The following is a 23,340-nucleotide window of genomic DNA, read 5'->3' on the forward strand; positions in this document are numbered from 1 at the left end:
CTATCGACTCTTAATTAGCGCTAAGTACAGCTGTGGAATCTAAATCAGTAACTTAGTAACAATCCATTTTTACTTGACCGCGGTTTTGGTAGTAACTCAACGGCTTCAACTCATAGGTTTGGCAAATTTCCTGAAGTGCGGCGATCACTTCTTTTTGCATACTTATCGAACCGCAGATCATCAACACAATACCATCTTTTAATGCGTTTGCAAACCTAAGATGATCACTTGCTATCAAGTGCTGCACATAGATTTTATCATTTCCAACACGGGAATATGCGGGAATGAATTTAGAAAGTTGCCCTTGATCTACTGCAGTATCAATTTGCGGTTTATAGAGTTCAAAACTTGCTTCGTTTCGGGCACCCCAATAGAGTATGCGTTCTTTCTTTTTGTGATTGTCGGCAAACATGCCTAAAAACGGTGCGATCCCGGTACCTGTAGCAATCATAATTGCTTTTTGGGATGACTTAAGGTGAAACTCCGGATTCTTAACGCGTACAGCATTCAGGGTAGAACCCACCGAAAGATCATTAAGGAAATTAGAACAAAGTCCGAATTCGTGCCGCTTAACACTCAAAAGCAATTCGCCTTTTAAATTCTTTCCTATAGAATATAAGCGCTCGTGCGCATCTTTTTCGGGATAAATCGCTAATAAATCTCCTGATTTAAATTTCACCGATTTTTCAGACTGAAGCGTTACTAAAAACGTATCATCCGCACTGTCTTGCGCTTGGGTCTTAGCTATAACTTTAAACTTTTTAGGCTTCTTTCGAGGTTTGGTAACTGCGTTATCCCTTGGCACGTCAAGAGCAAGGCCCAAGCGTTCTCCCCATTGATCTACCCATTGATCAAAAGCCTCCCAAGATTTATTATTTATAGTATACACCCCAAGCAATTCTTGAGCACCAGAAGAAGCTTTTAAAGCATCATCAACATCAAAGGCAAACTTACAGTAGCTGGGATACGCTAAGGATCCAAAACCTACCACGCTATAATTAAAGTCTTGACTTTGGTTAATTTTCTGAAGCTGGCTCATAAATTTAGTAGCATTCGCCGGCGGTTCGCCATCTCCATAAGTCGAAGTAAAAATTACCAAATGCTCCATTTTAGGGAACTTCTGGTACTTATCCATTTGGGTTAGGAATACCCTTTTTCCTTTATTAAGCAATTCGTTATAAAACAATCCGGCAAAAGACATCGTACTTCCCGTCTCTGAACCCACTAAAATGACGATTTCACATTGAGCTGCTTTGAATTTATTCTTGATACGACCTTTACGTCGCATAAAGGTCATTTTGAATCCAGAATAGATAAAAAACAAAATACTTATACAAGCCGCTGCAAGCACTATTGACCACAGGACGCTTCCTCTACCGGTGTGTAAGACCGTGCTATAATGTGACATCATATTCACAAAAGGATATGGCATCTCACTAATGATTTCACCCGTGACTTGGTTAACTAAAATTTCTTTATCAGTAAGACTTATTTTATACGGGTCTTCTACATCAGGACTAAAAGGAAACTCGATGTATCGCACATCGCTGAGTGTGATATTCTGTAAAGCCGGAAACCCTGCCAGAGGACGCTGCGGATCAGCAGTAATTGCCGCATAATCTACATCGTGACTGAGCACGATATTGGGTAAGATTTCAAAACGTTGCAGGGAAAGATAAACTCCGGTTAGCGTAATGATAATTATAGGCAGAAGCAATAGCCTGCCTAGATAAATATGATAATAAGAGTAAAAATTATCCTTGATTATTCGGTTGAAGAAGGCCTTGATACCTTGCTGACGTTTGATAATCAGAATCAACCCGGTAATGCTGATAAGAAAAAGTAAGAAAGATGCCAGTCCTACAAAAAAACGCCCGGTGCTTTTAAGAAATAAGCTTCGGTGCAAACTGGTAGCAAATTGAAAAACTTCAGCTTGCTTTTCAATTTCGCCTACTTTTTTTCCGCTTAGCGGATTAATATAAAAATCACCGCTATCGCTATCCATACTTAGCACGGAAGCCTTTACAAAACCTGCTTCATCAATCTCTACGCTCAGCACTTCATCATAAGTTGACTTAAGCGTATCTATCAATTGAGTTACCGGCAGATCTTTTTGACCTTCACTGTAATTGAGAGCAGCGTGATCAATAGGTTCAAAGGCTAAAACAATACCTGTAAGCGCGGCGAGAAGTATAAATAAAAAAGAAGATACAGCCAAAACTAAATGACTGTATCTCCAGATGGATAATATCATAAATTAATTACTTGCCATCAATCGTACATATCTTATGTATCCTTTACCTGCAAATTTCCCGTTAAGGCTTGCCTGATCAAGTGGAATCATAAGATCATCCTGATAATACTTTTGATCTTCAACAGCGGTCTCAAATCTCAGTTTGTAACCACTATCTAGTTTATCCTGAGCAATTTTAAAGGAACCAATGCCACGCCCTCCAGCACCTACAGTAGCACCGGCGATTCCGTCTATATTCTCATTTTTTACCTTTTGTTGCTCCCACCATCCGGTAAGGTCAGGATACCACTCCTCGTCATCTCCTTGCACCAAAAGCGTTTTCTCATATTCTCCCTGCGGATTGATGAGCGACACCACAACATAAGCACCTTCACCACTATAATTAGTGATCTGAATCAGACACTTGAATGTAGTTTCTGCCGAATCATTTTTCACAAAAGAAAAAAGTGTAAAACAGAACAGTCCTAATATTAAAGTTTTAATTCTCATAATTTTAATTGAAATGCAGGCTTATTTCAGAAAATCTAAACGCGCCTTGCTGCTGGTTAAAATTTCGTTTTCATTAGCTAAGTCTAATACGCTTTCGCCAAAATCAGTAGTCACCGTAGTATCGGCACCATTAGCCACAAGCAATTCTAAAATCGCCGTGTCATCTGCGCGTAAGGCTGCAATTTGAAGTGGCGTGCTTCCGTCTGCATCAGCTTGGTTCACATCAATATCTAACGCCAAAGCTTTTTTAGTTAATGGTAAACTGTTTTTCTTAACCGCTAACAAAAGCATATTCTCTTGATTCTTTTGAGTTGCCGAAAAGTCAACACCTTCTTTTTGGAGCAACGCCATTTTTGCATCAAAATCTGTAGCGCTACGTGGGTTGTAAGCGTCTACCAAGTAGGTCATTAACGTATTTCCTTTTTCATCAACAATACTTGCATCTGCACCTTCGGCTAATAAATAACTAATTACTTCAGGAGAATTTCCTGCAACGGCCATACACAAAGCTGAAGCACCTTCTTCATTAGTATGGTTGATATCCTCAGTTTTTTCTTCAAATAATTTTACCACTTCTAAGTCATTACGCATAGACGCATACATCAGCGGTGTATTGCCTTCCCCATCAACCGCAGTAGGGTCAACACCTTGTGCTAAGAAATAAGAGAAGATGTCCATATCTTTATTTCTTCCGGCAAGTATGTGAAGTGGGTTAGTTCCTGAAGTCGTGGTAACATTAGGATCAATACCTAAACCTTCTAAATATTTAAAAACAGAAAGTGGGCTAGAACCTCTGCGCGTACCTTGTGCCGCTGCTAAAATTGCATTACCACCTTCTTTATTGATCACTTTAGGGTCAATTCCTTTTTCCACAAGCTTGTTCATCAACTCCACATTTCCTGCTCGTGCCGCATAAACAAAAGCATTGTTCCCCTCATCATCAGTATCTTGAAGGGATAAGCCTTTAGATTCAAAATATTCGACCATTTTAAAATCATTCTGACTTGGAAGGTTTAACAGAAGTGCGTTAGCGCCGTTGTGGTTTTTTTCCGTTTTAGGATCAGAACCTTTAGCGATCAAATAATCAAAAATTTGTGTATCAGTCACACCGGCATTTGCTGCAAAGTTCAATACAGAGTAACCGTGATCGTCTACCAAATCCATTTGTGCGCCTGCATCAGCAAACTTTTTTACTAAGGGATAGTTTCCGCGGTAGGCTGCCCAGAAAATATAGGTTCTTCCGTCGTGAGTAAGTTTATTTACAGAATTACCTTCTTGTTCAAAAAGATAATCTACAATCTCAATAGGAGCATCGTTAGTGATAGCAAGAACCACCGGATCAAAGTTACTACCGTTAGGCTCTGAAGGATCATTGCCCGCAGCAACAGAAGCCTTAACATCTGCTAATGACGGGTTATTGCTCCAGAAGTCTCGAGAAAGTAATTGGTTAGACTCTTGTGCACTAAGGGTTAAACCGACAAAAAGCATAAGAGCACCAAAAATATGTTGTGCTGATTTCATTATCTATTCTTTTTTAGATTAATTATAAATAGTTGGTAAATTTAATTATTTTTTGATTTTATGTCTAGGGGTACGCTGAATATTTTTGCCTTTATCTCTAAGAATATCAACCAATGCCGGTAAAATTACCGAACCGTGATTTTCATTTTGATACAGAAAGTTGGTATAGGCGATTTCATGCTTGTCAAAAATACGCGCTAGACTTGCCATTTTTGCGTTGTTGTTTTTGATCCCATCTTCGTGAGCGAGATAAAAATGTATTTCGTTTCTTTCCTTTAATCGCTCTATATGGGTCTCGATTTGCTGCAGTGCTTCGCCATTATTGTACCACAAACTGGGATCGATCAAAATATATTCTGAAATTTTATCTTCAAGCGTACTGTTATACAAGGCAAAGCAACCACCAAATGAGTGCCCAAAGATCCCGAACTGCTTGACCTGAAACTCTTGCGATAAATAGTTTAATACTTCTTCATTTAAAAATGCAGCAAACGCTTCGGCTTTTCCTGAATTCTCACTTGTATAGCGTGTTGTTGCTTCTCCCTTCTGATCTACTTCAGAACTACTAAAGGTTAGATTGCGAGAGCGCTCCTCCATATTAGGGTTAGAAATTCCGACTAGGATTGTGGGGTTTAATTTGCCGTAGTGCGTTCTGTTGTCTACGAGCATGCTTGTTAGCTCAAAATACTTTTCAGCATCTAACACGATCATTACGTCATAAGCTTCCGCTGGGTCAAAATTAAAAGGAAGCTTGACCCACAATTCTCGTTCTTGATTTAAAGAAGCACTAAAAATTTGCTGTTTATTGGTTTCAGCGTGATGCTGACTGTAGCCTAAAGCACACGCAAAAAAACCAAGTAGAAACAGGACCATTTTTGATTTGTACATCATCTTCGTATTTAAAAAAGGTCTCACAATTAAAATAAAATGTGAGACCCTGAATGAAACTAAAAATCGACTAACGTATTATTCTTGTGGCGTTAGTTTACCAATAGCGCTGATTCCTTCGGCAATTACTTCAATACCTTCACTCATTGTTGCAGTATCTGCATTGACAATAAAGATTGTTGGATACAGGTTTGTTTCGATAGGAAAAGCTACTTCGTTATTATCTTCGTCAATGTAAGGCGCACCTATTGAAGTGATTCCTTCAGGAACACCGGTCACCCATTCAAAAGTTTGATCTACAACATTCACAACAGCAAACTTGTTACGCGTTGCAGCAGGGAGCGCACTACCTGAACCTGGCTCTGTAAACATTTGTAATACAAAAGTGTTTTCACCTACATAAAAACTGCGGTATACCGCATAACCTCCTGAAGCTGCGGTGATATCAAAGAAATAATCCTGGTCAAAGGCTAAGGTTCCGTTGTTAATTTTTAAAACTCCTGAAGGTACTTCACCTTCAGCATCAATAGCCGAAGAGAACACATACACATCCCCATTTTCAACAGGCTCTACTCCTGTTTCTCCTTGCGATCTTGACTGGCCAGCAACGGCACCGGTTCTTCCTTCATCTTCGATCACTGTTTGAAGTTCTAAAGCTTTATTGAAAACCCCTACATAGGTATGATCATTAAAATCACTATTAAATGCACTGTCGCCATTATCAGATCCTGCTTTGATAGGTCTAAAACCTAATAAAACATAATCTCCCCACTGCGCAACATCAGTAACATAAGCATACTCGCCATTTCTGGCTAAAGCTTCGGTATCAATGGTATAAGGACCGCTTACAACCTGAGTGTCGCCGTTGATGGTGTAAAATATAGATACCGGCTCCTCATAATTACGAGAAGAATACTGCACATACATCAGGTTATCTACAATTCCCCTACTCTGAATAGAAACATTAAGATTGATCTCATTTCGTGCCTCTACCTCTCCTGCACTGTTAAGCGCAAAAGACTGTGTAGTACCGGGATCACCTTGGTTATACACAAAGCTATACGCAGCAATATCATTATAGAAATACCAAGAAGGTGTACCAATCACCTGAGTTGCTGTACCGCCTAAAGGAGATACTGATCCTTGCGAAATATCGCTCGTGGTATTCAAATAAGAGTTCTCACTGTCTGTTGATGCGATCAGGTATTGTGCTCCGGTCTCTACAGGCGTTTCTCCTCCGTCATCTACCACGGTGTCATCATCACTACACGCAGCAAGGCTCATTAGCGCGAGCACGGCTAAAGAAAATCTATTGGTTTGTTTAAAGTTGAATTTCATAGAAATTTGGTTTTAATTGAATTTATCTAAAAAGTATCTCAGCTTAACCGCAAAGCTCCTTCCGGGTTTTTGCAGGCTAAAATTGTCATATAAGTCTTCGTTTAGAATATTTCGGCATTCTAAAGAGATGTTGTATTTACCATTTTTAAGGCTATAGTTTACCGCCAGATCGTGTGCGATTTGTGTTGGCACTTTAATTCCGCCGTAGCTTTCATAACTGTAGTCAAACTCGTGAATGTAAAGCAGGTTATAGCTTACATTCATGCGGTCTTGCTCTTGCCATAGCTTGCTAAAGTAAAAGGTCAGATCTGCGTTTCCGTACAGGTAAGGCATATTGGGGATGCGGTCGTTATAAATCGTGCTCACCACATCTCTCCCGGCGCGATATTTTAATTTGTTCCGAAGGTTTTGATAGGTAAAACTTCCGCCTAAAGAAAATAAACTGGCGTAGTTGTAGCGCATTTCTAGATCTATACCTCTATTTTTTACCGAAGCCTCATTGCCGGGCTGCATTACCCCATTTGTTGGGTTAGGGACTTGACGAATAAAATCTTTAATATCACGGTAGATAAAACTAGCATCAATAGTAAACTGATGATTTTTTGCGATCAGCCAGTTGTAGTTAACACCAAAATTAAAGTTGTCACTGCTTTCAGGTTTTAAATCTGAATTTCCCAATTCAAAATCATTACCGGCACCAAAGAGTTCGCGTCCCGTAGGCAAGCGATACGCTTTTTCGTAAGAGGATTTAAGCTGAAGGTTTTCTAATAAAAAATACGAAGCGGCGAGGCCATACCCGTGATCTTCTGTTGAAGCACCTAGGTTTTCAAACTCCCCAGAACCCGTAGGGTCTGCATATTGATTTACCTTGTTGTAATAGTATTTATAAAAAGACGAAATACTCAAATCATCTGTAGGCTGGTATTTATATCCCACTCCTAGAATATTTTTGATAGTCTCGCTAGGATAAGCATCGGCAGCACTAGGCTCTACTTCGTTTCTACTTTTTCTTGAAAAAAGATTGAGTACATTATTTACGGTAAACGCGTGTTTTTCGGCCAATGTATAAGTAACATTGGCATTTGCTGAACCATTTCGGTTTCTGAAATAGGTTTTAGCATAATTGAATTCTCCCGGAGCATCGGTCTCAATAAACTCGCCCAGCCAGTTATATCTTCGGTAAGAATCATCAATATTTGAACTCTCCCCAAAATTATAATTAGCCGTCAGCGAAACGTTTAAATTCTCAGTAAACAAATTGCGTTTTCTATACGATAAAGTAGGCATCAAAGTCTCTGAAGTTCCGTAGCGCTGGCCAAAGGCTATTTTCATATAAGCCGGATGCTGTTGCTCATCGTACTCGTCCCCGTAGGTAAAGCCCAGTAATAATTCGTCTGCATACGACGTATTAACCACCCCAACTTTAGCCATTACCGTGTAATTACGATACATATCGTGAAAACGGCGTACCTCGCGAACATCTCCCGTAAACTGCGAAGTTTCAAGGTCAACGATCTCTGTGGTCACCTTATAATCGTTATCTGAGTAATTTTGAAAAGCAGTCAAACGCGCGGTAAATCCGGAGTCTGCGGTATAGGCCGCGTTTACAAACGACTTATGAGTATTAAAGCTTCCGAAGGAATACGAAGCGTCAACGAAGTTTTGTTTCCCATTTTCGGTAACAATATTGATCGCACCGCCTAAAGCATCAGACCCAAAAGTGATGGGCACAACCCCTTTATACACTTCTATACGCTTAGCAAGATTTATAGGAATATTATTCAGTTGAAATGCTGAACTAAAGCCTTCCATCGGGATTCCGTCAATAAAGAATTTTACGTGCCTTCCGGTGAAACCATTCAGCATCACATTATAGTCAGATCCCACACCACCGGTTCTACGCACGCGCACTCCAGACACGCGCTCAAGTGCTTGAGAAACATCAAGCGTGGTATTGTGTAAAGGTTCTGCGTCTAAAGCCACCACATTATAAGAAGACTCCTGAACGTCACGAATTGCAGATCGTCCCTTAACCAAAACATCATCTAAAGTCATCTCAGGATCCTCTTCAAGCTGAATGTTTAAGGTTTTGGTTTCCGCAGCGCTTAGGGTAATGTTTTGCGTCTGGTCTAAATACCCCATCAAACTCACTGTAAGCTCATAGGTTCCCGGCGCGATACGCAAACGGTAATCTCCATTGGCATCGGCCATCGTGTAGGTGGTTGTCCCTTTTATATAAATGTAAGTTTCCGGTAGCTTCTCTCCAGTAGTATTGGACACGTGGCCCTTTAACGTTGCTTTTGTGCTTTGCCCAAATGCCCAAATACTTGAAAGCAGGAGGATGCTAAAAAAATAAAATTGCTTCACCTTTAGTTATAATGTATCTTCGTTATTACCATTATTTAAACTAAGTCTAAATAACAATTGCAAAGCTAACGTCTGACTTCAAGGGGCTTTATACGGTTTTGGAAATAAAAGTAGCGGTAAACATATATGAAAATTCAGTCTATACTTAATGAAGATGACCTTCTGTATGAGGAAAACTTATCAAAGCTGTCTGAAGGTGAGTTGCTTGAAAAGTCTATTGAAACACAGCCTAAGCATACCGCAAGCGCCAAAGCCTCTTTAAAACTTTCTCGCGATTTTTGTATCATAGATACCCGCTTTGATTTTATAAAGCCCACGGTTGACAAGTTTAGTATTTCGGGAGATTTTATAATGATCAGCTGTGTGGTACGTGGGGAATCTGTGCGCCAAAACCTCGAAAAGGATCGAAATCTAGAGTTGGGACAAGTGCATTTTTCCTACAGTAAAAAGATCAATGAACGCGTACGGATGCCACAATCAAAAACGCGATACATCTGCCTTCTTATTTCACGTACAAAGTATCTTGACCTACTTAAAAATGAATCCTGGGCGGCACGAGATCCCTTTTACAATGCGATCAAAACCAGCAAACGCATTCCCTTAGGCACTTATAGTTTTCCGTTAGGATTTCAGATGAATCAGATTATTAGCGAAATATTGGAATGCAAGTGGGAGCACCACATTCAGCTTGAATTCATTCAGCTTAAAATAAAAGAATTGCTGCTACACGTGTTCAATATCAGTGTAGAAAACCCTTCTAAAGAGCAAGCAAACCTAAGTGAACACAGTAAAGAAAAGATCGAAAAAGCAAAAGCCTACCTTACGGTCAACTATAAGAATCCGCCTACTATAAAAAAGCTTTCCCGAATTGTATTGATCAACGAAGTACACCTTAAAAGCGGATTTAAAAAGCTTTACGGCACCACGATAAAAAAGTTTGTGATAGACTTACGCATGCAAAAAGCTTATTCGTTACTGAAATCAAAATCAGTCAATGAGATCGCCGAATCTACCGGGTATAAGAGCGTACCTCACTTTATAGCCACCTTTAAAAAATACTACGGTCAAACGCCCAAGCAGGTACTCGTACAGCAAAACCCATAGCTGAAAAACAAGTCTATTGCGCCTTGAAAGCGTATTATGTTCATTGGAGATTTACGGCATTAAAAAAGCCTGCACTAGGCAGGCTTTTCCCCGATAACAATTAATTTACTGTTTACTAAATCAAATTAGAAGGTCGTAACACCTGCATTGGGTTGATACACATAGTTAAACGTGTAGTAAGGCGTTGCATCTGAAAATGCGTCTGGCTCTGCCGGTGCGTTCTCGTAATAACTGATAATCTCAACTTTTGCGTAGAGTCCGGCTGTGGTTCTAAAAACTAAGATTTTCCCCGGAATCGGATTGATCAAGTGTGAAGGAGCACCGGTATAATTGTACCATCCGTTACCGCTGCCTGTTGCGATCGCAAAGCCCGAAGCACTATCTTGAGTGAATAAGCTAGCATCTACATCAGTTACCGTACTCATTGTTCCGTCTGCAATATAAACTGCTGCATCGCCTGTACGTTCAGGTTCATCAGTAGTACCTTGCGACTCCCCGCCGTTAACAATGATCGTCGTTCCTCTAAAGGCAACGTCCCAATCAGTCTCACTAGTCGTTTCTGCTCCCGTTTCAAAATCAAAACGGGTAAAAGCTCCAGAAACCGGTTGGCCCTGCCCACCAGATTGTGGTGCGTGTAAATTGGCTACCGTTTCAGTCTCTACTTCAAGTAAAGGTGTTGCATCATCATCATTACTACAGCTTACAAAGCCAAGGATTAAAGCAATTGCTGCTAAGGTTTTAAACGTGTTCATCATTTTGTATTACAGTGTTAAGTTTAATTTTGCGAAATAAAGCCGACCGGGAATGTTGGTAACATTCTGCGTATCGGTAAAATTTAAAAGGTTGTCAATGCCTGCTCCCAGCGTAATATTTTTGTAAAGCGCTTTGTTTACTGCAAAATCTACGATCGTATAGCCGTCAACAAAAGTGTCATAGTTGTCGAGATAGACATTACCGTTGGTATCACTCAAACCGTATTTACTGCGGTAGGTCGCACGCATATTTACATCTGCTTTATACTGCGGAAGGTTGTAAAACACTTTAAAATTTGCAGTATGTCTAGAGCGATTATATAAACCGAAATAATCCTTTTTATCCAGCACAAAAGCCGAAGCATTCGCCGAAGTTCTTCCGTAAACCGTACCGGCTTCAAAAGCTTCGACAGCCTCTTTATCTTTTGCAAATAACAATTGATAGCCACCGGAAAACCTGATGTTTTTAAACGGATTATAGGTATAACTAAATTCTAAGCCTTGCGTAAAAGACTCGTTGACATTCACGTAGCTAAAAACGCTTTGACCATTGGTTTTTGTAGCAATAATCCGGGTGTCGATAAGGTTGTTCAAGTTATTTCTAAACAAGTTTAGGCTAGTAGTGAGTAGTTTAGAAAATTTATAATCAACACCCAGATTTATATTTACTGAAGTTTCGGGTTTTAGGCTATCATCAAATTCAGATACCGGCACAATTATATTTGCTAGTTCTCCTCTGGCTTGCATTTCGGCAATTGCGGTAGGTACTGCTTCATAACCCAGAACCGTATATCCTACCGTAGCATTTGTAAAGTCAAAATAAAGTTGTCTAAATGCGGGAGCTTTAAAACCGCTACCCACCGAAGCTTTAAACGCCAAGCTGTTATCCACTTTATATCGAGCAGCTAGCTTAGGACTCAATTGGGACCTATACACATTATGCATATCATATCTGGCACCGGCAATTATATTTAGATTATTCAGCAGGTGGGTATCGTATTGCACATACACGTAAGGCGCTTTAAACACCGGATCTTGACTGAAGTCCGTGCGTTCTAACGACTCATACGTATATCCTATTCCGCCTATAAAATTATGTTTATCATTAAGTGCGTAAACCGTGCGTAACTCTGGACGCAATAAAGTTTGATCATAAAAGCTTCGGGAGTTTTCTATACCTTCTTCATCTTGCAAATAAGATTCTGTACGGTAGTTGGTTCCGTATAATTCTATAGTCGAAGTGATCTTATCAGTAAACTGCTGAGAAAATAACACTTGACCATTCCACTCTCTGATATCACTTTCACCCGAAAGAATTTCAGAAGCCCTATACTCTTGAGTTTGTGTAAAAAATCGGCTAGAAAGCAACAACGAAGTAGCTTCAGAAAAGTCATATTTTCCTTTAACCTGTGCGGTATAATTAGTAAACGGTTCTACAGTTTGTAAAGAAGTGGATTCATCAAGATCATAACCATCAGAACTGTATCTATTTGCAAATAAACTCAGGGCCAACCGCTCTTCTTTTACACCCGTGTTTAAACTAAGGTCGTGGCTGTTAAGACTGCCACCTCGATAGTTGATCGCTGACTGAAAAGGCTTTTGCGGACTTTCTGTAATTATATTGATCACACCACCTAAAGCATCGCTTCCGTAAAGGCTTGATGATGCACCTTTAACCACTTCAATTTGTTTAATGTTACCTACGGTGATTCGGCTAAGGTCAAGTGTCCCTGCCGAACGCCCAACCAAAGGAACGCCATCAATAAGTATCAAAATATATTGAGAATCTAAACCTTGAATTTGAATGCCCTCGCCCCCTCCATAATCAGGAACGGTAATTAACCCGGTTTGCTCTGCAAGAATATCAGATAAGCGCACTGATCCCGATTGAGCAATGGTTTCTTTAGAAATAATTTGAGCCGGTAAGGGAAGAGAACTCAATTGTCGTTGTGTTCGCGTTGCTGTAATTAAGACTTCTTCCAGCGAATCGGTTTGCTTTTCTACACGTAGCGGAGTTTGTGCCTGAACGCGATAAAGGCCCAGCATCCCCACGATGAAGCATAATATATATTTGCTGTTTAGAATCATTCTTAATTATTTTCCGCAGCAAATATATATTTTATTTTTATTTAATCTAAATAATAAAAATGATTAATTTTGAATTTCTTAAAAACTAGATAAACTATATGAAGCCTATTTTACTTGTTAGTGCCGGCCTTATTTTAAGCACCTTTTCGGCCCAAGCGCAATCAAAAAAAGATCTTGACCGTCAAGCCATTAAAGATATGTGTGGCTGTTATGAAGTAACCTTCAAATATGCTGAAACCTTTTCACCTGACGGAAATTATGAGAAGCACGACGATTATACTGCTTCTGCTTTAGAGTGGGGACAACTTGTTGAGGATGCAGAAAACAAGATTTCTATTCAACATTTACTTGTTATTCAAGACACCATGGTTATTAAACATTGGCGTCAAGACTGGACGTTTGAAGATCAGGATCTATTCTTCTACGACGCTAATAATACTTGGGATATAGTAAAAAAAGATGCTAGCGACGTTAAAGGGCAATGGGCACAAAAAGTGTATCAAGTTGATGACAGTCCGCGGTATTCGGGTTCTGCCACTTGGGTTCACGTAGATGGAAAAAAGGTTTGGAAAAACACCACGCCGGCGCCTTTACCGCGAAGAGAGTATACTAAAAGAAGAGATTATAACATTATGGAGCGCAATAATCAAGTGGCGATTACAGATTACGGGTGGCTTCACGAGCAGGATAATAAAAAAGTATTACATGCCGAAGATGCTGACGATCGCATTATAGCCGAAGAGAAAGGTTATAATATTTATGAGCAAGTTGCCGATGAGCGCTGTGCTGCAGCTCAAGCTTGGTGGAAAGAAAACGAAGCTTTATGGGCAAAAGTTAGAAAAGAATGGGATGCTGTTTTTGCATCAAATGACCGTCTTAAACTAAAAGACAAAGTAGATGGTCAACGGCTTTACAGTGTGATATTTGCACTAGAGCCTGATGCTACTTCGGCAGATATCAAAAAAATCATCACTGATTTTATTGAATAATTTTCCCTGAAGAGTGTTTGTTTCAGCGAGAATATTGCTGTTGAATTTTAAGGTGGTTAGTTTAGGCTAATCACCTTTTTAATTGACCTACAAAAAAACCACGTATTTAATAAAATACGTGGTTTTTGAATCTATTTATTCGGACCTTTTGTGACCCCGGAGGGATTCAGTATTTTTAGTAAAACCCTAGAAAACAGCGTCTCTAGGCGATTTTCAAATTTTTTGCTTGTCGGATTGCTACCTTATATTTTGATGCTATTTGCCTGACATTCAATTCAAAGGTAGTATTTTCATCTAAAACAACAAGCCTGTCTGCAAAAATGCTCATTTAAAATTATATTTCAACTAGTTCTTCAAGGTCCAATTTAATCAGTTCCCAAATTTTACCTTTATAACAATTAGGCGTAAAATCATCTTCTGCTAAAGAAAAGTCAACAATCTTATTCATCAGTTCCTCTTTTGATAAGTTGTAAGGATATCTCTTTAGGTAAAAACCAATCAGTTCATTCAACGTATAACTTTCGAGAAGCTCATGAATATCCCAAAAGTCCTTCTTGCGGCCTCCTTGCCCTACAACTTCAAATTTCATTGCAGCTATTTCTTGAACACTAGCAAAACGAACCTTTTGTTCCATAATTAATGGAAATACAAAAGGATCTGTATAGAATAAATCCAATTTTACCAAGTCATCCTCGGTATTCCCTATAAAATAAGATTTACCAAGTCCCACAAGCTCAGAAGAGCTACTAAAATATGGAAAAGTAACTCTAAGAATAGATTCAATTTTTTCAAAATCTATGCTTCCATATGGGGCATCGCTGAACAAATCAATATCAATAGACTCTCGATGACCCCGTTGAAGACTTAATGCGGTACCTCCTACTAATCTAAATGAATGTAATTCTTGAATCTCCATCAATTTCTGGAGTGTATTCCACAGCAATTCAGATACCGTATTTAACTGAAGTTCCATTGCTACTCAATAAGATTATAATTCTTGAGATTTTCTTCAAAAGAGGGTAAATAACTTTTCTTGATCGATTGAACAATCTTCTTAACAGTCTGTCTCCCGTAAAATGCAAGAAGCTCTTGTATTTCTTTTCCGTTTCCGCGCTCAAGTACGCGTTGTATTACAGCACGCTTGTTTTTATCCCAATCTATTTGCTCTAATTGAGTATCCCAAAAGAGCGCTTTTCTAAAATGATTGAGATTGGGAATTCTCCTATAGTTTGCCGCAACTTGTTGCTGCACATCATAGCTGGCTTGCAGGAGCATAAAGTAATCTGCCTCTACGCTAAAAACCTCTCCAAACTTAATAGATAGTTTCGCGTTTACTGCTCTTCGCCGGTTTAAAATTGCGCTAATGGTTTGTTTATGCTCATTAATAGTTCGCGCTAAATCACTTGCGGTAATCCCGCTTTTTTTTAAAGCACGTTTTAAAACAGCTCCGGGATGTACGCCCTTTATTTTATCAAGATCAGGTAGCATTGCAAAAACTTTCAGCAAAGATAGCAAATAAAGTAAACAAAAATGTTTACTTAAAACCACCACCTACTTTACCTATTAAATAGCGCTTATAAATAGCATTAAAACAGTCCCTATCCTTTTCAATTTTAATTTTGGTAACAAGTTTTCTCAAGAGATAGGACATAACTTCCAAACGATCGAGTAGTTATTAGCAAAGGTTATTTTATTTCTAACACATTTCCTTTTAAATCTACTGTCGCTTGAATAGTGTTAACAACTAAAGTGCCGAATGCATTTTTTCCTCTGAATTTTGTATAAACGATCAAATAGCTTCCATTATCTGTATAGCTATTTCAGGACGGGTCATCAGCATAGCATCCCTCAGGCAAAGCCCACTCAAAGGCCATGATAGAGTATGAAGTTATATAAAATTTATTCTCCGATTTTGGAAAAGAAATCCGATAGTTTTATTTGACGCGCATCACAAATCTTTTTAAGTGTCTCTACGGGAATACGATATTCCTTCTCGTCAAGAATTCTTCTTACAATTTTCTCATCAATGTCATGATTAAGTCCGAAATCTCGGTTTGATTTGGCGTCTTTAATCCATTCGGAAATGGCATTACTTATGAGAAAATTGATGTTCATACATAACAAAGGAAAAGTATCAATCAAAATTTAATGCGGAAGATCTTCCGCATTAAATAAAAGAATACTATATTTGACTCATAATTATATATTTGCGAAACTTCTTAGCATAACATATTAGAAGCATTCGCTTTGAATCTCGAATCAAAAACTGGTAATTTTTAGCAACGAGAGGATAAGCAGGGATGCTCACGACCCGGGCGTGGGCTCTCGCTTATTGTTGCGCGGTATACCAGTACCTTGATTCAATAAGTTGAGACCTGCGCCTTTTTGTATTAGGCCCACTACTTCACGTTCAGAGCCATTGTTTCTTCTCTATCAAGCTTCGCACCCTTTTTCCCCTACATCATATAGGCCATAGTGGCCGGCAACTTGTATGAGTTGTAGTTAACGAACAGTAAAAGCACTACTGCCTATGCACAAAGCTCGTGTTTCCGGGTAAACATCATAATCCGCTAAGTCACCCGTGGGTTATGGGTTGCTTCCCTACCAAGTAACCTGTAGTTGGGTGGGAAATGCCGCTTTAACAGCGGCCTGGGCTTATACCGGGTAGGTTTAAGCACACCGGTGAATTAGCCATAAAAAAGTGCTGCAGCCCCTAGGTTCTGCGAAAAAGAGAAGCTGTTAAGTTCAAAAACCTTCCCGGTTGTGATTGGAGTCCGGCGGGAAGGCTTGAGCTTAACTCAAACGATTGGTTTACCTAAAATAGCTATGAAGTATTAAAAAACGATGCTACGCCAGGTATAGAGGATGCGTTACCGCGCCATAAAGCCTTTTGGAGCCTAAATGCTGAAGCCGGTTCCCGGCAAACACAGCCTAAACCGAAACGCCCTTAAAAAGAATAGAATGTAAACGGAATACAGAACACTTAGCTTATGAAACGATTTCAACTTGATACTCACTACAATGCCTATAAAAATGGTTGTCCACACGCATTTAAAGCGATTTACAGGCAGTATTACCATAGTGTCTACTGGATGGGCAGGAGCATACTTAAGGATGTCTATGCAGTTGAAAATATCCTTCAGGATACCTTTCTCATCTTATGGGAAAAAAGGGATCGCATACAATCTCCAGAACATCTAAATGCGTTCGTACACTTTGTAATGAAAAGCGAATGCATTTACCAGTATAGCAAGCCCCGAAATGCGTTTCAACGCAACCTAAGCAGATTAGACTATTTAGAGAATTATCAGGATTATTTAGGCGGCTATGACGAGGATGAAGAAGCTGCTCACCTACAAAGACAGGAAGCAGATCAGAAGGCTTTAGACCAAATTCAAAAGGTACTTCCCTTACTAAGCAGTGAGAGAAAGCTTCTGGTGGAACTGTGCTTAAAATACGGCTTTCAATATAAAGCTATTGCTCAGGCAATGGGAACCAGCACTGCTAAAACCAGTATCGAAGTAAAAGGTGCTATTAAAGATATTAAGAATATCATTACTAACGGAAGTACACCGGAAGCTAAAACCACACCGATCCGGGCATTAAAGGCTCAGGCTAAAATGACCCGCAAACAGAAAAAAGTCTTGCAGCTTCGTACAGAAAAGCAGTATTCCTTTGCAGCCATTTCCAAGGAGCTAAACCTTTCTATACGGGAAGTACATCAGGAATTTATGGCTGCCTATAAACTGTTACAGCATAAACAAAATCAACAACAATGCGCTTAGTCATGGGAAAAGAAACGATAAAACTCACCCGAAAGATCCAGCTACAGGTAAATGCGCCTACCAAAGAGGAAAAGAAGGAGGTCTACGACACGCTCTACCGCTGGCAGAACAGAAGCTTTAGAGCGGCCAATCTCATTATTTCACATCTGTACATACAGGAACGGGTCAAAGAATTCTTTTACTTATCAGAAGGAATACGCTATAAGTTAGCGGATGAAAAAAAAGTGGAAGACGGCATGCTCAATAGGTCAAAAATGAACTGCACATACCGGGTGGTATCCGATCGTTTTAAAGGGGAAATCCCTACTAATATTTTAGCCAACCTGAACAATACCATAATCAATAACTTTCGTAACAACCTGTCGGAATATAGTAAAGGAGAACGCGCGCTTGCCAATTTTAAAAGGAATATCTCTTTTCCTTTTGGGCCGGTAGCCATTCATGGATTATTCTATAACGAAGACCAAAAAGCATTTAGTTTTAGTTTGTTTTCCATTCCCTTAAAAACCTATTTAGGGAAGGATCATACCGATAAACGAAAATTGCTGGAACAGTTAGTCTCGGGCAAAATCAAACTATGTACTTCTAGAATCCAACTCAAGAAGCAAAAAATTTATTGGTTAGCCACCTTTGAATTCGAAAAAGAAATACATAACCTGAAACCGGAAGTAATTGCGGAAGCTTCTTTATCCCTTGAATATCCTATCACTGTGAAATCCGGAAAAGCTACACTTCGTATTGGCAACAGAGAGGAATTTCTATACAGAAGGCTAGCCCTGCAGGCTGCTCAAAAAAGAGCCCAAAGCGGAGCCACCTATTGCAGACCGGGAAAAGGCTTTAAACGCAAAACTAAAGCAGTAGAAAAATTTTACGAACTGGAAAAAAACTACGTAAGTAACCGCTTACACGTGTACAGCCGAAAGCTCATTGATTTTTGTATCAAACAACAAGCCGGCACCTTAATTCTGCTCAATCAGGAAGCTAAGATCAAGGCAGCACAGCAAGAACGTTTTGTGCTTAGAAACTGGAATTATTATGAATTGACTAAGAAAATAGAATACAAAGCCAAAAAAGCAGGTATTGAATTACTTATCGATTGATACGAAAATAAATAATTGGCCCTTAGGGTCTGAGGGTGCTTGTACACCCGTAAGGTGAGGTATTTTAATAGCACTCACTAAATGCAGGCAGCATATACAACCCTTCCCTTAAAGATTAAATAAACAGGGAGTGTTATAAACAGATAAACGACATAAAATTCAAAAACTTTTACAATGGATGTGAGCGAACTATCCATTTAAAGAGTTGAATTATAAACGTAGAACAAACTTGTTCATCTACCTAAATTTCCGCTCAACAAGCTTGGGTCGTTTCTCTTCCTGTTGATTAAAAAGTTGATCCAATAGTGCTTTGGTTGGTTTGGTTTGTTCGGTTTCTATTCTTCGTAATATAGCTTCTACCCCATCCATGCGTTTATTGATTAGTGTTTCCAAGCGCTGTTTAGAATCATCAAAAGGCTCAAACGGACTGATGGAATTCCGCTCAAAAAAGTCCAAAATAGCCTCCAAGGTTTCGGTATAATTCGCATCATTTGCTAGGGCGTACTTTTTAAAGCGCTCCACGGTTTCGGTGTGAAAATTTATTCGGGAAAATCGTTTAGGCATCACTAGATTTTTAAAGATTAGGATAATCACTCGCCCTGTTTATAAGGGCTTTGAAGCGTTTCACGGAAAATCGCTACAAAGCAGTTGTTTTCAATACTTTACAAGAATCACGCAACTCACTTAAAAACAGTTGTTTACAAACAAAAATGAGCTGTATAACCTCGCGCAGCGGGTTACCCTCTTGCTTTTCCTTTTCGTTCGCCCCAGGCGAACAAAATTTCAAACCAACGGATTCCATTTTCGATTGCATTAAAATGGTCCATTTTTTGCGTCGAGGAAATAATTTCTGGTATGTAAAATGGTATAGGTAGGTTATCAGCGAAAGTCAAAAAAGGGATATACCTACATAATTTAGTTGCTGTGATCCAGCCTTTTAAAGATACTTTATTTTTAAAAAACTCTTATCGATATTTCATAAAAATGACCTCTAACTAGTTAGAGGCCTTTGATACGGTTAGCTGTTTTTACAAAATCCCTTCATCAGCAAAACTATAGTAGTCCCCTTTGGGATTGATGATGATATGGTCTAAAATTTTGATGTCTAAAAAGTCGCCACCTGCTTTTATTTTACGGGTCAGCTGCTTATCGGCTTCACTAGGTCTTAGGGTTCCACTCGGGTGGTTGTGTACTAAGATTAGTGCTACGGATAAAGATTTCAAAGCTACTGCGAAAAGCAATCTAAGATCCACTAAGGTGCCTGTGATTCCTCCTGCAGATATCTGATAAATACCTTTTATTTTGTTGCTATTATTAAGCAATACGATTTTAAAGGATTCATAAACGGCAATGGTGTTTTGGTCCCAATTCTGATAAATCACGTGGGCGGCTAGTGAAGAAGAACTAATTTGCGGCCAATGCTCCGCCTTGCGTTTTGGTCTATAACTAAGACTAATTTCATTGATACGTGTTTCCATAGTTTCTAGGATTTAATATTCGTTAGGGAGCATCAACATATCATCTACAAAAAACAGTCGTAGTTCATCTAAAGGAAAGTCTGTGTACTCGTATTCCTGTTCCAATAGAATGGTTCCGTTACCATCAGCATAGGTGATCTTCGCCTCTTTATGAGTCCGCTCTTGTACGCTCTTAGGATTGCGTTTAAAAAGAATCACAATAAAGTTGCTCTTGTTTTTAAGGCTTTTACACACTACTGCGGTGTCCGTAACTAGCCAGTGACATTGGGCTTGTTCTGCGAGGTATTGAATACCCTCGGTATATTTTGCTTTTACAAGGGGTATTTTATAACAGGTTGCACTCCCAGAAAACCCTTGTAGCTGTTCTATTAATTGTTTACTTTGTGCGCTCATTTTAAGTTATTTAAAGTGAATAATTAGAGGGCGTTAATAGTGGAACATCTTCGCCCTCTTTTTTTAGTGATTTACTCGGCTTTACTTCCCAGTAATACAATTTCTGAAGCTTCTACTTCAGTTACATAGCGTTTAAGCCCTGCACTATCGGTATAGCTTCTGGATTTAAGTTTTCCGGTCAATGCCAGTTCTTTGCCCTTGGGTGCATAATTCTCAATAAGCTCGGCGGTCTTCCCCCACGCCACAATGGTGTGCCACTGGGTATCCTGTGTTTTTTCGCCTTTGGCATTTTTGTAAAATTCATTGGTCGCCAGTGAAAAGCGCACCACTTTTTTACCGCTTTCTAGGGTCGTTAGTGTAGGCTCTTGCCCTACGTTTCCGATTAACTGAACTTGATTTCTTAGTGTACTCATAACTCTAGTATTTAGATGATTTAAAATGCTGCCCAAACCTTTTGGACAGTTTGCGTTTGTATCTTTAAAAAATGATTTACTTATGTTATCCTGAGCGTTTCCCTTTTTTGTTTTTAAGGTTTTTGATTCCGCTTCTCTTTTGATGTTTTGAACTGATTTCATAAGATTTCTTTTTGATTTACTTCCATTAGTGCCTATCGCTGTTCCCTTTTTTTGTTGCTGATACGTTTTCAAGAGTTTGAATTAGTAAGGACATATAAAAGCGAGGCACGAGCGGTTATGCTGTCCGGCTAACTTCAAACTATTGGTATTTTGCTTTCAAAAAAAGAGAAGTACAGCGATGCTGCTTAAGGGAATTCAAAAAGCTAACGAGAGAAGTTTTAAAACTTGAGAAGGGGAATTAAACTATAATAATCAAAGCTGCTTTCTCTATGCTCTATAAAGCTAAAAAAGCTGATAGAACTTTTCGATCTATCAGCTTAGGGTTATAAACATTAAAACAGTGCTTAAATCAGAATTTATCCTGATAATTAAAATAAAAAGTCAATTAAGTTGTGATAGTAAAGTACATATCATCGATATACAAATAGAACCAGCTACTTAAACTGCAAGATCACTTTCTGCTGCTACTGAGGTTATTTTCTTTCGTCTTGCGAGCAAGGCTAGGCCAAAAGTCAGTATCCCCAACCTACCAACAAACATTACAAAGATAAGTACTACTTTACCCCAGGATGTTAGAGTGCCGGTGATGCCTGTACTCAAACCTACAGTTCCTATTGCAGAAGTTGTTTCAAAAAGTATTTGTTCCAAAGTCAAGTCCTCTGTCAAGGTCAGTAAAAAAGTAGCCGCAAAGAGAACTGTCGCATAGAGAATAAAGGTTGAAGTTGCCACCGAAAGACGCTCTTTTGGTATTACTCTCCCAAAAAATGTCACCTGCTTATTCGCACGTATTCGATTCCAAATCACCGCGATTAAAGCAGTTAATGTGGTTGTTTTTAACCCTCCACCGGTACCTGAAGGAGAGGCTCCCACATACATTAGTAAGATTGTGGTAAGTAAGGCGCTTAGCGAGAAACTACCTATAGGCACCGTATTAAACCCAACCGTCGTAAGTGCTGTCATCGACTGAAAAAAGGAAGCCATCAATCTGTTTTCTTCTAAAGCAACTACTGTAGGTTCAAAAAAGTAGATGACTAAAGTTCCAAGGGTAAGCAAGAGTGTAATAGCTGCAAATATGATTTTGGTTGTAAAAGTAATTTGATGAGATTTCCGTGTAATCTTATTCCACAGGTCTGTCACTACTATAAACCCTAAAGAGCCACAAATCGCAAGAGTTGATATGATTATGTTTATTGAAGTGTTTCCTGCAAATTGCTCGAAACTATTGTTATACAAACCAAATCCTGCAGTACAAAATGCCGAAACACTGTGAAAAATACTGCTCCAAATTGCAAAGTTGTGATCAACTCCTGCTTGCGTGAATGCGATATAAAAACACAAGGCTCCTACCACTTCTATAATTAGCGTAAACATGATTACAGACTTTAAAAAGTCTTTAATTTCAAAACCTTTGGGCATGGTGAATTCTGCACTAAGCACGCGTTGATGCCAATGAGTAAGGGGACTCTTTCTGGATAATAAAATAAACGACGTAAAGGTCATGTACCCAATACCTCCTATTTGAAATAACAGCAGTACCACAAATTGGCCAAACCCGTTATAAGTATCAAAAACACTTGCTGTAACTAATCCGGTGGTTGAGATCGCCGAGGTTGCTATGAATAAATTATCTAAAGCAGAAATGGTTTGTTTATGAAAAAAAGGTATACATAATAAAGCCCAACCTAATACTGTGTAGGTTAAAAAACCATACAGTAAGTTTTGCTGTGGTGATAATCTTAATTGAAATTTACGGTATCTTTTTAGTAGATTTTTCATAGTATTAGATTGCTTGAACCTCCATAATTAGTTCTTGTAAATGGTATTTGAGTTCGTAAAGTTGTGCTTGAATTTTATCTTTATGACCGGGGTCTCCGATGAGCTCTTTGTAGTGCTTGCGCAACATTTCAACTTGCTTTATTATCAACTGTGTTTTATTTATGAACTCAGTCTTATTTTCAGTGTTTAGAAACTCGATGATCCCTCCGAAAGATTCTTCAGAAAACAGAGCAAGTCCTAGATTGATTTTAACTGGCTCTGCGTGCAACTCACTCAAGCGTAAGAATTCCCTAACATCTTGGCAGACTTGAATAAGCGTATGTGCTATTTTTTCAGATATGATTAATCTATTCGACATGAAACACCTTTTAGGACCTCTTAAAAGTCAGTTAGGTTTTGTCGTAGAATACTAGAAATACGTCTTAAACAGTTTATGGATTATT

The 23,340-nt window shown here is 39.0% G+C and carries 20 protein-coding genes; 4 read left to right on the plus strand and 16 right to left on the minus strand.

Features of this window, described 5'->3' with window-relative positions:
* Positions 1–52: 52 nt before the first annotated feature.
* The 6 genes from HCN54_RS12265 to HCN54_RS12290 all read right to left on the minus strand — a co-directional run bounded on the left by HCN54_RS12265 (position 53) and on the right by HCN54_RS12290 (position 8,857).
* Positions 53–2,254 (minus strand): PepSY domain-containing protein, encoded by a 2,202-nt coding sequence (locus HCN54_RS12265; protein WP_167598019.1) that lies wholly within the window; start codon positions 2,252–2,254, stop codon positions 53–55.
* Positions 2,255–2,257: 3 nt separating this feature from the next.
* Entirely contained in the window at positions 2,258–2,743 is a 486-nt protein-coding gene (locus HCN54_RS12270) for a DUF2271 domain-containing protein (RefSeq protein ID WP_167598020.1), read from the minus strand.
* Between the two features lie 21 nt (positions 2,744–2,764).
* Entirely contained in the window at positions 2,765–4,264 is a 1,500-nt protein-coding gene (locus HCN54_RS12275; protein ID WP_167598021.1) for an ankyrin repeat domain-containing protein, read from the minus strand.
* Positions 4,265–4,309: 45 nt separating this feature from the next.
* On the minus strand, positions 4,310–5,155 hold the full coding sequence (locus HCN54_RS12280; protein WP_167598022.1) for an alpha/beta hydrolase: 846 nt from the start codon (positions 5,153–5,155) through the stop codon (positions 4,310–4,312).
* Positions 5,156–5,230: 75 nt separating this feature from the next.
* On the minus strand, positions 5,231–6,490 hold the full coding sequence (locus tag HCN54_RS12285) for a DUF4374 domain-containing protein (RefSeq protein ID WP_167598023.1): 1,260 nt from the start codon (positions 6,488–6,490) through the stop codon (positions 5,231–5,233).
* Positions 6,491–6,502: 12 nt separating this feature from the next.
* Positions 6,503–8,857: a TonB-dependent receptor gene (locus HCN54_RS12290; protein ID WP_410503565.1), complete on the minus strand. Its 2,355-nt coding sequence runs from the start codon at positions 8,855–8,857 to the stop codon at positions 6,503–6,505.
* Positions 8,858–8,983: 126 nt separating this feature from the next.
* Here HCN54_RS12290 and HCN54_RS12295 point away from each other — a divergent pair, with 126 nt between their 5' ends.
* The gene (locus HCN54_RS12295; protein WP_167598025.1) at positions 8,984–9,961 is read left to right on the plus strand and encodes an AraC family transcriptional regulator; all 978 of its coding nucleotides are present in this window, start codon (positions 8,984–8,986) and stop codon (positions 9,959–9,961) included.
* Between the two features lie 125 nt (positions 9,962–10,086).
* Here HCN54_RS12295 and HCN54_RS12300 read toward each other — a convergent pair whose 3' ends face one another.
* Positions 10,087–10,716, minus strand: coding sequence for an HmuY family protein (locus HCN54_RS12300; RefSeq protein ID WP_317171971.1), 630 nt, complete (start codon positions 10,714–10,716; stop codon positions 10,087–10,089).
* Between the two features lie 6 nt (positions 10,717–10,722).
* A complete protein-coding gene (locus tag HCN54_RS12305) occupies positions 10,723–12,801 on the minus strand; it encodes a TonB-dependent receptor plug domain-containing protein (protein WP_167598026.1) in 2,079 nt (692 codons plus the stop codon).
* A 98-nt stretch (positions 12,802–12,899) separates the two neighbouring features.
* Here HCN54_RS12305 and HCN54_RS12310 point away from each other — a divergent pair, with 98 nt between their 5' ends.
* A complete protein-coding gene (locus HCN54_RS12310; RefSeq protein WP_167598027.1) occupies positions 12,900–13,790 on the plus strand; it encodes a DUF6607 family protein in 891 nt (296 codons plus the stop codon).
* 334 nt (positions 13,791–14,124) lie between these two features.
* On the opposite strand, the gene HCN54_RS12315 is transcribed toward HCN54_RS12310, so the two are convergent.
* Complete coding sequence (locus HCN54_RS12315) at positions 14,125–14,763, minus strand: nucleotidyl transferase AbiEii/AbiGii toxin family protein (RefSeq protein WP_167598028.1); 639 nt, start codon at positions 14,761–14,763, stop codon at positions 14,125–14,127.
* 2 nt (positions 14,764–14,765) lie between these two features.
* On the minus strand, positions 14,766–15,278 hold the full coding sequence (locus HCN54_RS12320; RefSeq protein WP_167598029.1) for a HigA family addiction module antitoxin: 513 nt from the start codon (positions 15,276–15,278) through the stop codon (positions 14,766–14,768).
* Positions 15,279–16,780: 1,502 nt separating this feature from the next.
* Between HCN54_RS12320 and HCN54_RS12325 the strand changes: the two genes are divergently transcribed.
* Complete coding sequence (locus HCN54_RS12325; protein ID WP_167598030.1) at positions 16,781–17,575, plus strand: RNA polymerase sigma factor; 795 nt, start codon at positions 16,781–16,783, stop codon at positions 17,573–17,575.
* A 2-nt stretch (positions 17,576–17,577) separates the two neighbouring features.
* Complete coding sequence (locus HCN54_RS12330) at positions 17,578–18,675, plus strand: hypothetical protein (protein ID WP_167598908.1); 1,098 nt, start codon at positions 17,578–17,580, stop codon at positions 18,673–18,675.
* Between the two features lie 237 nt (positions 18,676–18,912).
* Here HCN54_RS12330 and HCN54_RS12335 read toward each other — a convergent pair whose 3' ends face one another.
* From HCN54_RS12335 to HCN54_RS12360, 6 genes are all read right to left on the minus strand, one after another.
* The gene (locus HCN54_RS12335; protein WP_167598031.1) at positions 18,913–19,239 is read right to left on the minus strand and encodes a BfmA/BtgA family mobilization protein; all 327 of its coding nucleotides are present in this window, start codon (positions 19,237–19,239) and stop codon (positions 18,913–18,915) included.
* A gap of 464 nt (positions 19,240–19,703) precedes the next feature.
* The gene (locus tag HCN54_RS12340; RefSeq protein ID WP_167598032.1) at positions 19,704–20,153 is read right to left on the minus strand and encodes a RadC family protein; all 450 of its coding nucleotides are present in this window, start codon (positions 20,151–20,153) and stop codon (positions 19,704–19,706) included.
* Between the two features lie 12 nt (positions 20,154–20,165).
* On the minus strand, positions 20,166–20,546 hold the full coding sequence (locus HCN54_RS12345) for a DUF6876 family protein (RefSeq protein WP_167598033.1): 381 nt from the start codon (positions 20,544–20,546) through the stop codon (positions 20,166–20,168).
* A 71-nt stretch (positions 20,547–20,617) separates the two neighbouring features.
* Positions 20,618–20,959: a single-stranded DNA-binding protein gene (locus HCN54_RS12350; protein WP_167598034.1), complete on the minus strand. Its 342-nt coding sequence runs from the start codon at positions 20,957–20,959 to the stop codon at positions 20,618–20,620.
* A 600-nt stretch (positions 20,960–21,559) separates the two neighbouring features.
* Positions 21,560–22,897 carry a TrkH family potassium uptake protein gene (locus HCN54_RS12355; RefSeq protein WP_167598035.1) on the minus strand — a complete coding sequence of 446 codons (1,338 nt, stop codon included), beginning with the start codon at positions 22,895–22,897 and terminating at the stop codon, positions 21,560–21,562.
* 4 nt (positions 22,898–22,901) lie between these two features.
* Positions 22,902–23,255, minus strand: coding sequence for a hypothetical protein (locus HCN54_RS12360; RefSeq protein WP_167598036.1), 354 nt, complete (start codon positions 23,253–23,255; stop codon positions 22,902–22,904).
* Positions 23,256–23,340: the final 85 nt, after the last annotated feature.

Source organism: Leeuwenhoekiella sp. ZYFB001, from assembly GCF_011784865.1.
Classification (GTDB): domain Bacteria; phylum Bacteroidota; class Bacteroidia; order Flavobacteriales; family Flavobacteriaceae; genus Leeuwenhoekiella; species Leeuwenhoekiella palythoae.

Bases quoted from the DNA above. Each gene is read 5' to 3' on its own strand.
- HCN54_RS12265 (WP_167598019.1), bottom strand. From the start codon at position 2,254: ATGATATTATCCATCTGGAGATACAGTCATTTAGTTTTGGCTGTATCT.
- HCN54_RS12270 (WP_167598020.1), bottom strand. From the start codon at position 2,743: ATGAGAATTAAAACTTTAATATTAGGACTGTTCTGTTTTACACTTTTT.
- HCN54_RS12275 (WP_167598021.1), bottom strand. From the start codon at position 4,264: ATGAAATCAGCACAACATATTTTTGGTGCTCTTATGCTTTTTGTCGGT.
- HCN54_RS12280 (WP_167598022.1), bottom strand. From the start codon at position 5,155: ATGATGTACAAATCAAAAATGGTCCTGTTTCTACTTGGTTTTTTTGCG.
- HCN54_RS12285 (WP_167598023.1), bottom strand. From the start codon at position 6,490: ATGAAATTCAACTTTAAACAAACCAATAGATTTTCTTTAGCCGTGCTC.
- HCN54_RS12295 (WP_167598025.1), top strand. From the start codon at position 8,984: ATGAAAATTCAGTCTATACTTAATGAAGATGACCTTCTGTATGAGGAA.
- HCN54_RS12300 (WP_317171971.1), bottom strand. From the start codon at position 10,716: ATGATGAACACGTTTAAAACCTTAGCAGCAATTGCTTTAATCCTTGGC.
- HCN54_RS12305 (WP_167598026.1), bottom strand. From the start codon at position 12,801: ATGATTCTAAACAGCAAATATATATTATGCTTCATCGTGGGGATGCTG.
- HCN54_RS12310 (WP_167598027.1), top strand. From the start codon at position 12,900: ATGAAGCCTATTTTACTTGTTAGTGCCGGCCTTATTTTAAGCACCTTT.
- HCN54_RS12315 (WP_167598028.1), bottom strand. From the start codon at position 14,763: ATGGAACTTCAGTTAAATACGGTATCTGAATTGCTGTGGAATACACTC.
- HCN54_RS12320 (WP_167598029.1), bottom strand. From the start codon at position 15,278: ATGCTACCTGATCTTGATAAAATAAAGGGCGTACATCCCGGAGCTGTT.
- HCN54_RS12325 (WP_167598030.1), top strand. From the start codon at position 16,781: ATGAAACGATTTCAACTTGATACTCACTACAATGCCTATAAAAATGGT.
- HCN54_RS12330 (WP_167598908.1), top strand. From the start codon at position 17,578: ATGGGAAAAGAAACGATAAAACTCACCCGAAAGATCCAGCTACAGGTA.
- HCN54_RS12335 (WP_167598031.1), bottom strand. From the start codon at position 19,239: ATGCCTAAACGATTTTCCCGAATAAATTTTCACACCGAAACCGTGGAG.
- HCN54_RS12340 (WP_167598032.1), bottom strand. From the start codon at position 20,153: ATGGAAACACGTATCAATGAAATTAGTCTTAGTTATAGACCAAAACGC.
- HCN54_RS12345 (WP_167598033.1), bottom strand. From the start codon at position 20,546: ATGAGCGCACAAAGTAAACAATTAATAGAACAGCTACAAGGGTTTTCT.
- HCN54_RS12350 (WP_167598034.1), bottom strand. From the start codon at position 20,959: ATGAGTACACTAAGAAATCAAGTTCAGTTAATCGGAAACGTAGGGCAA.
- HCN54_RS12355 (WP_167598035.1), bottom strand. From the start codon at position 22,897: ATGAAAAATCTACTAAAAAGATACCGTAAATTTCAATTAAGATTATCA.
- HCN54_RS12360 (WP_167598036.1), bottom strand. From the start codon at position 23,255: ATGTCGAATAGATTAATCATATCTGAAAAAATAGCACATACGCTTATT.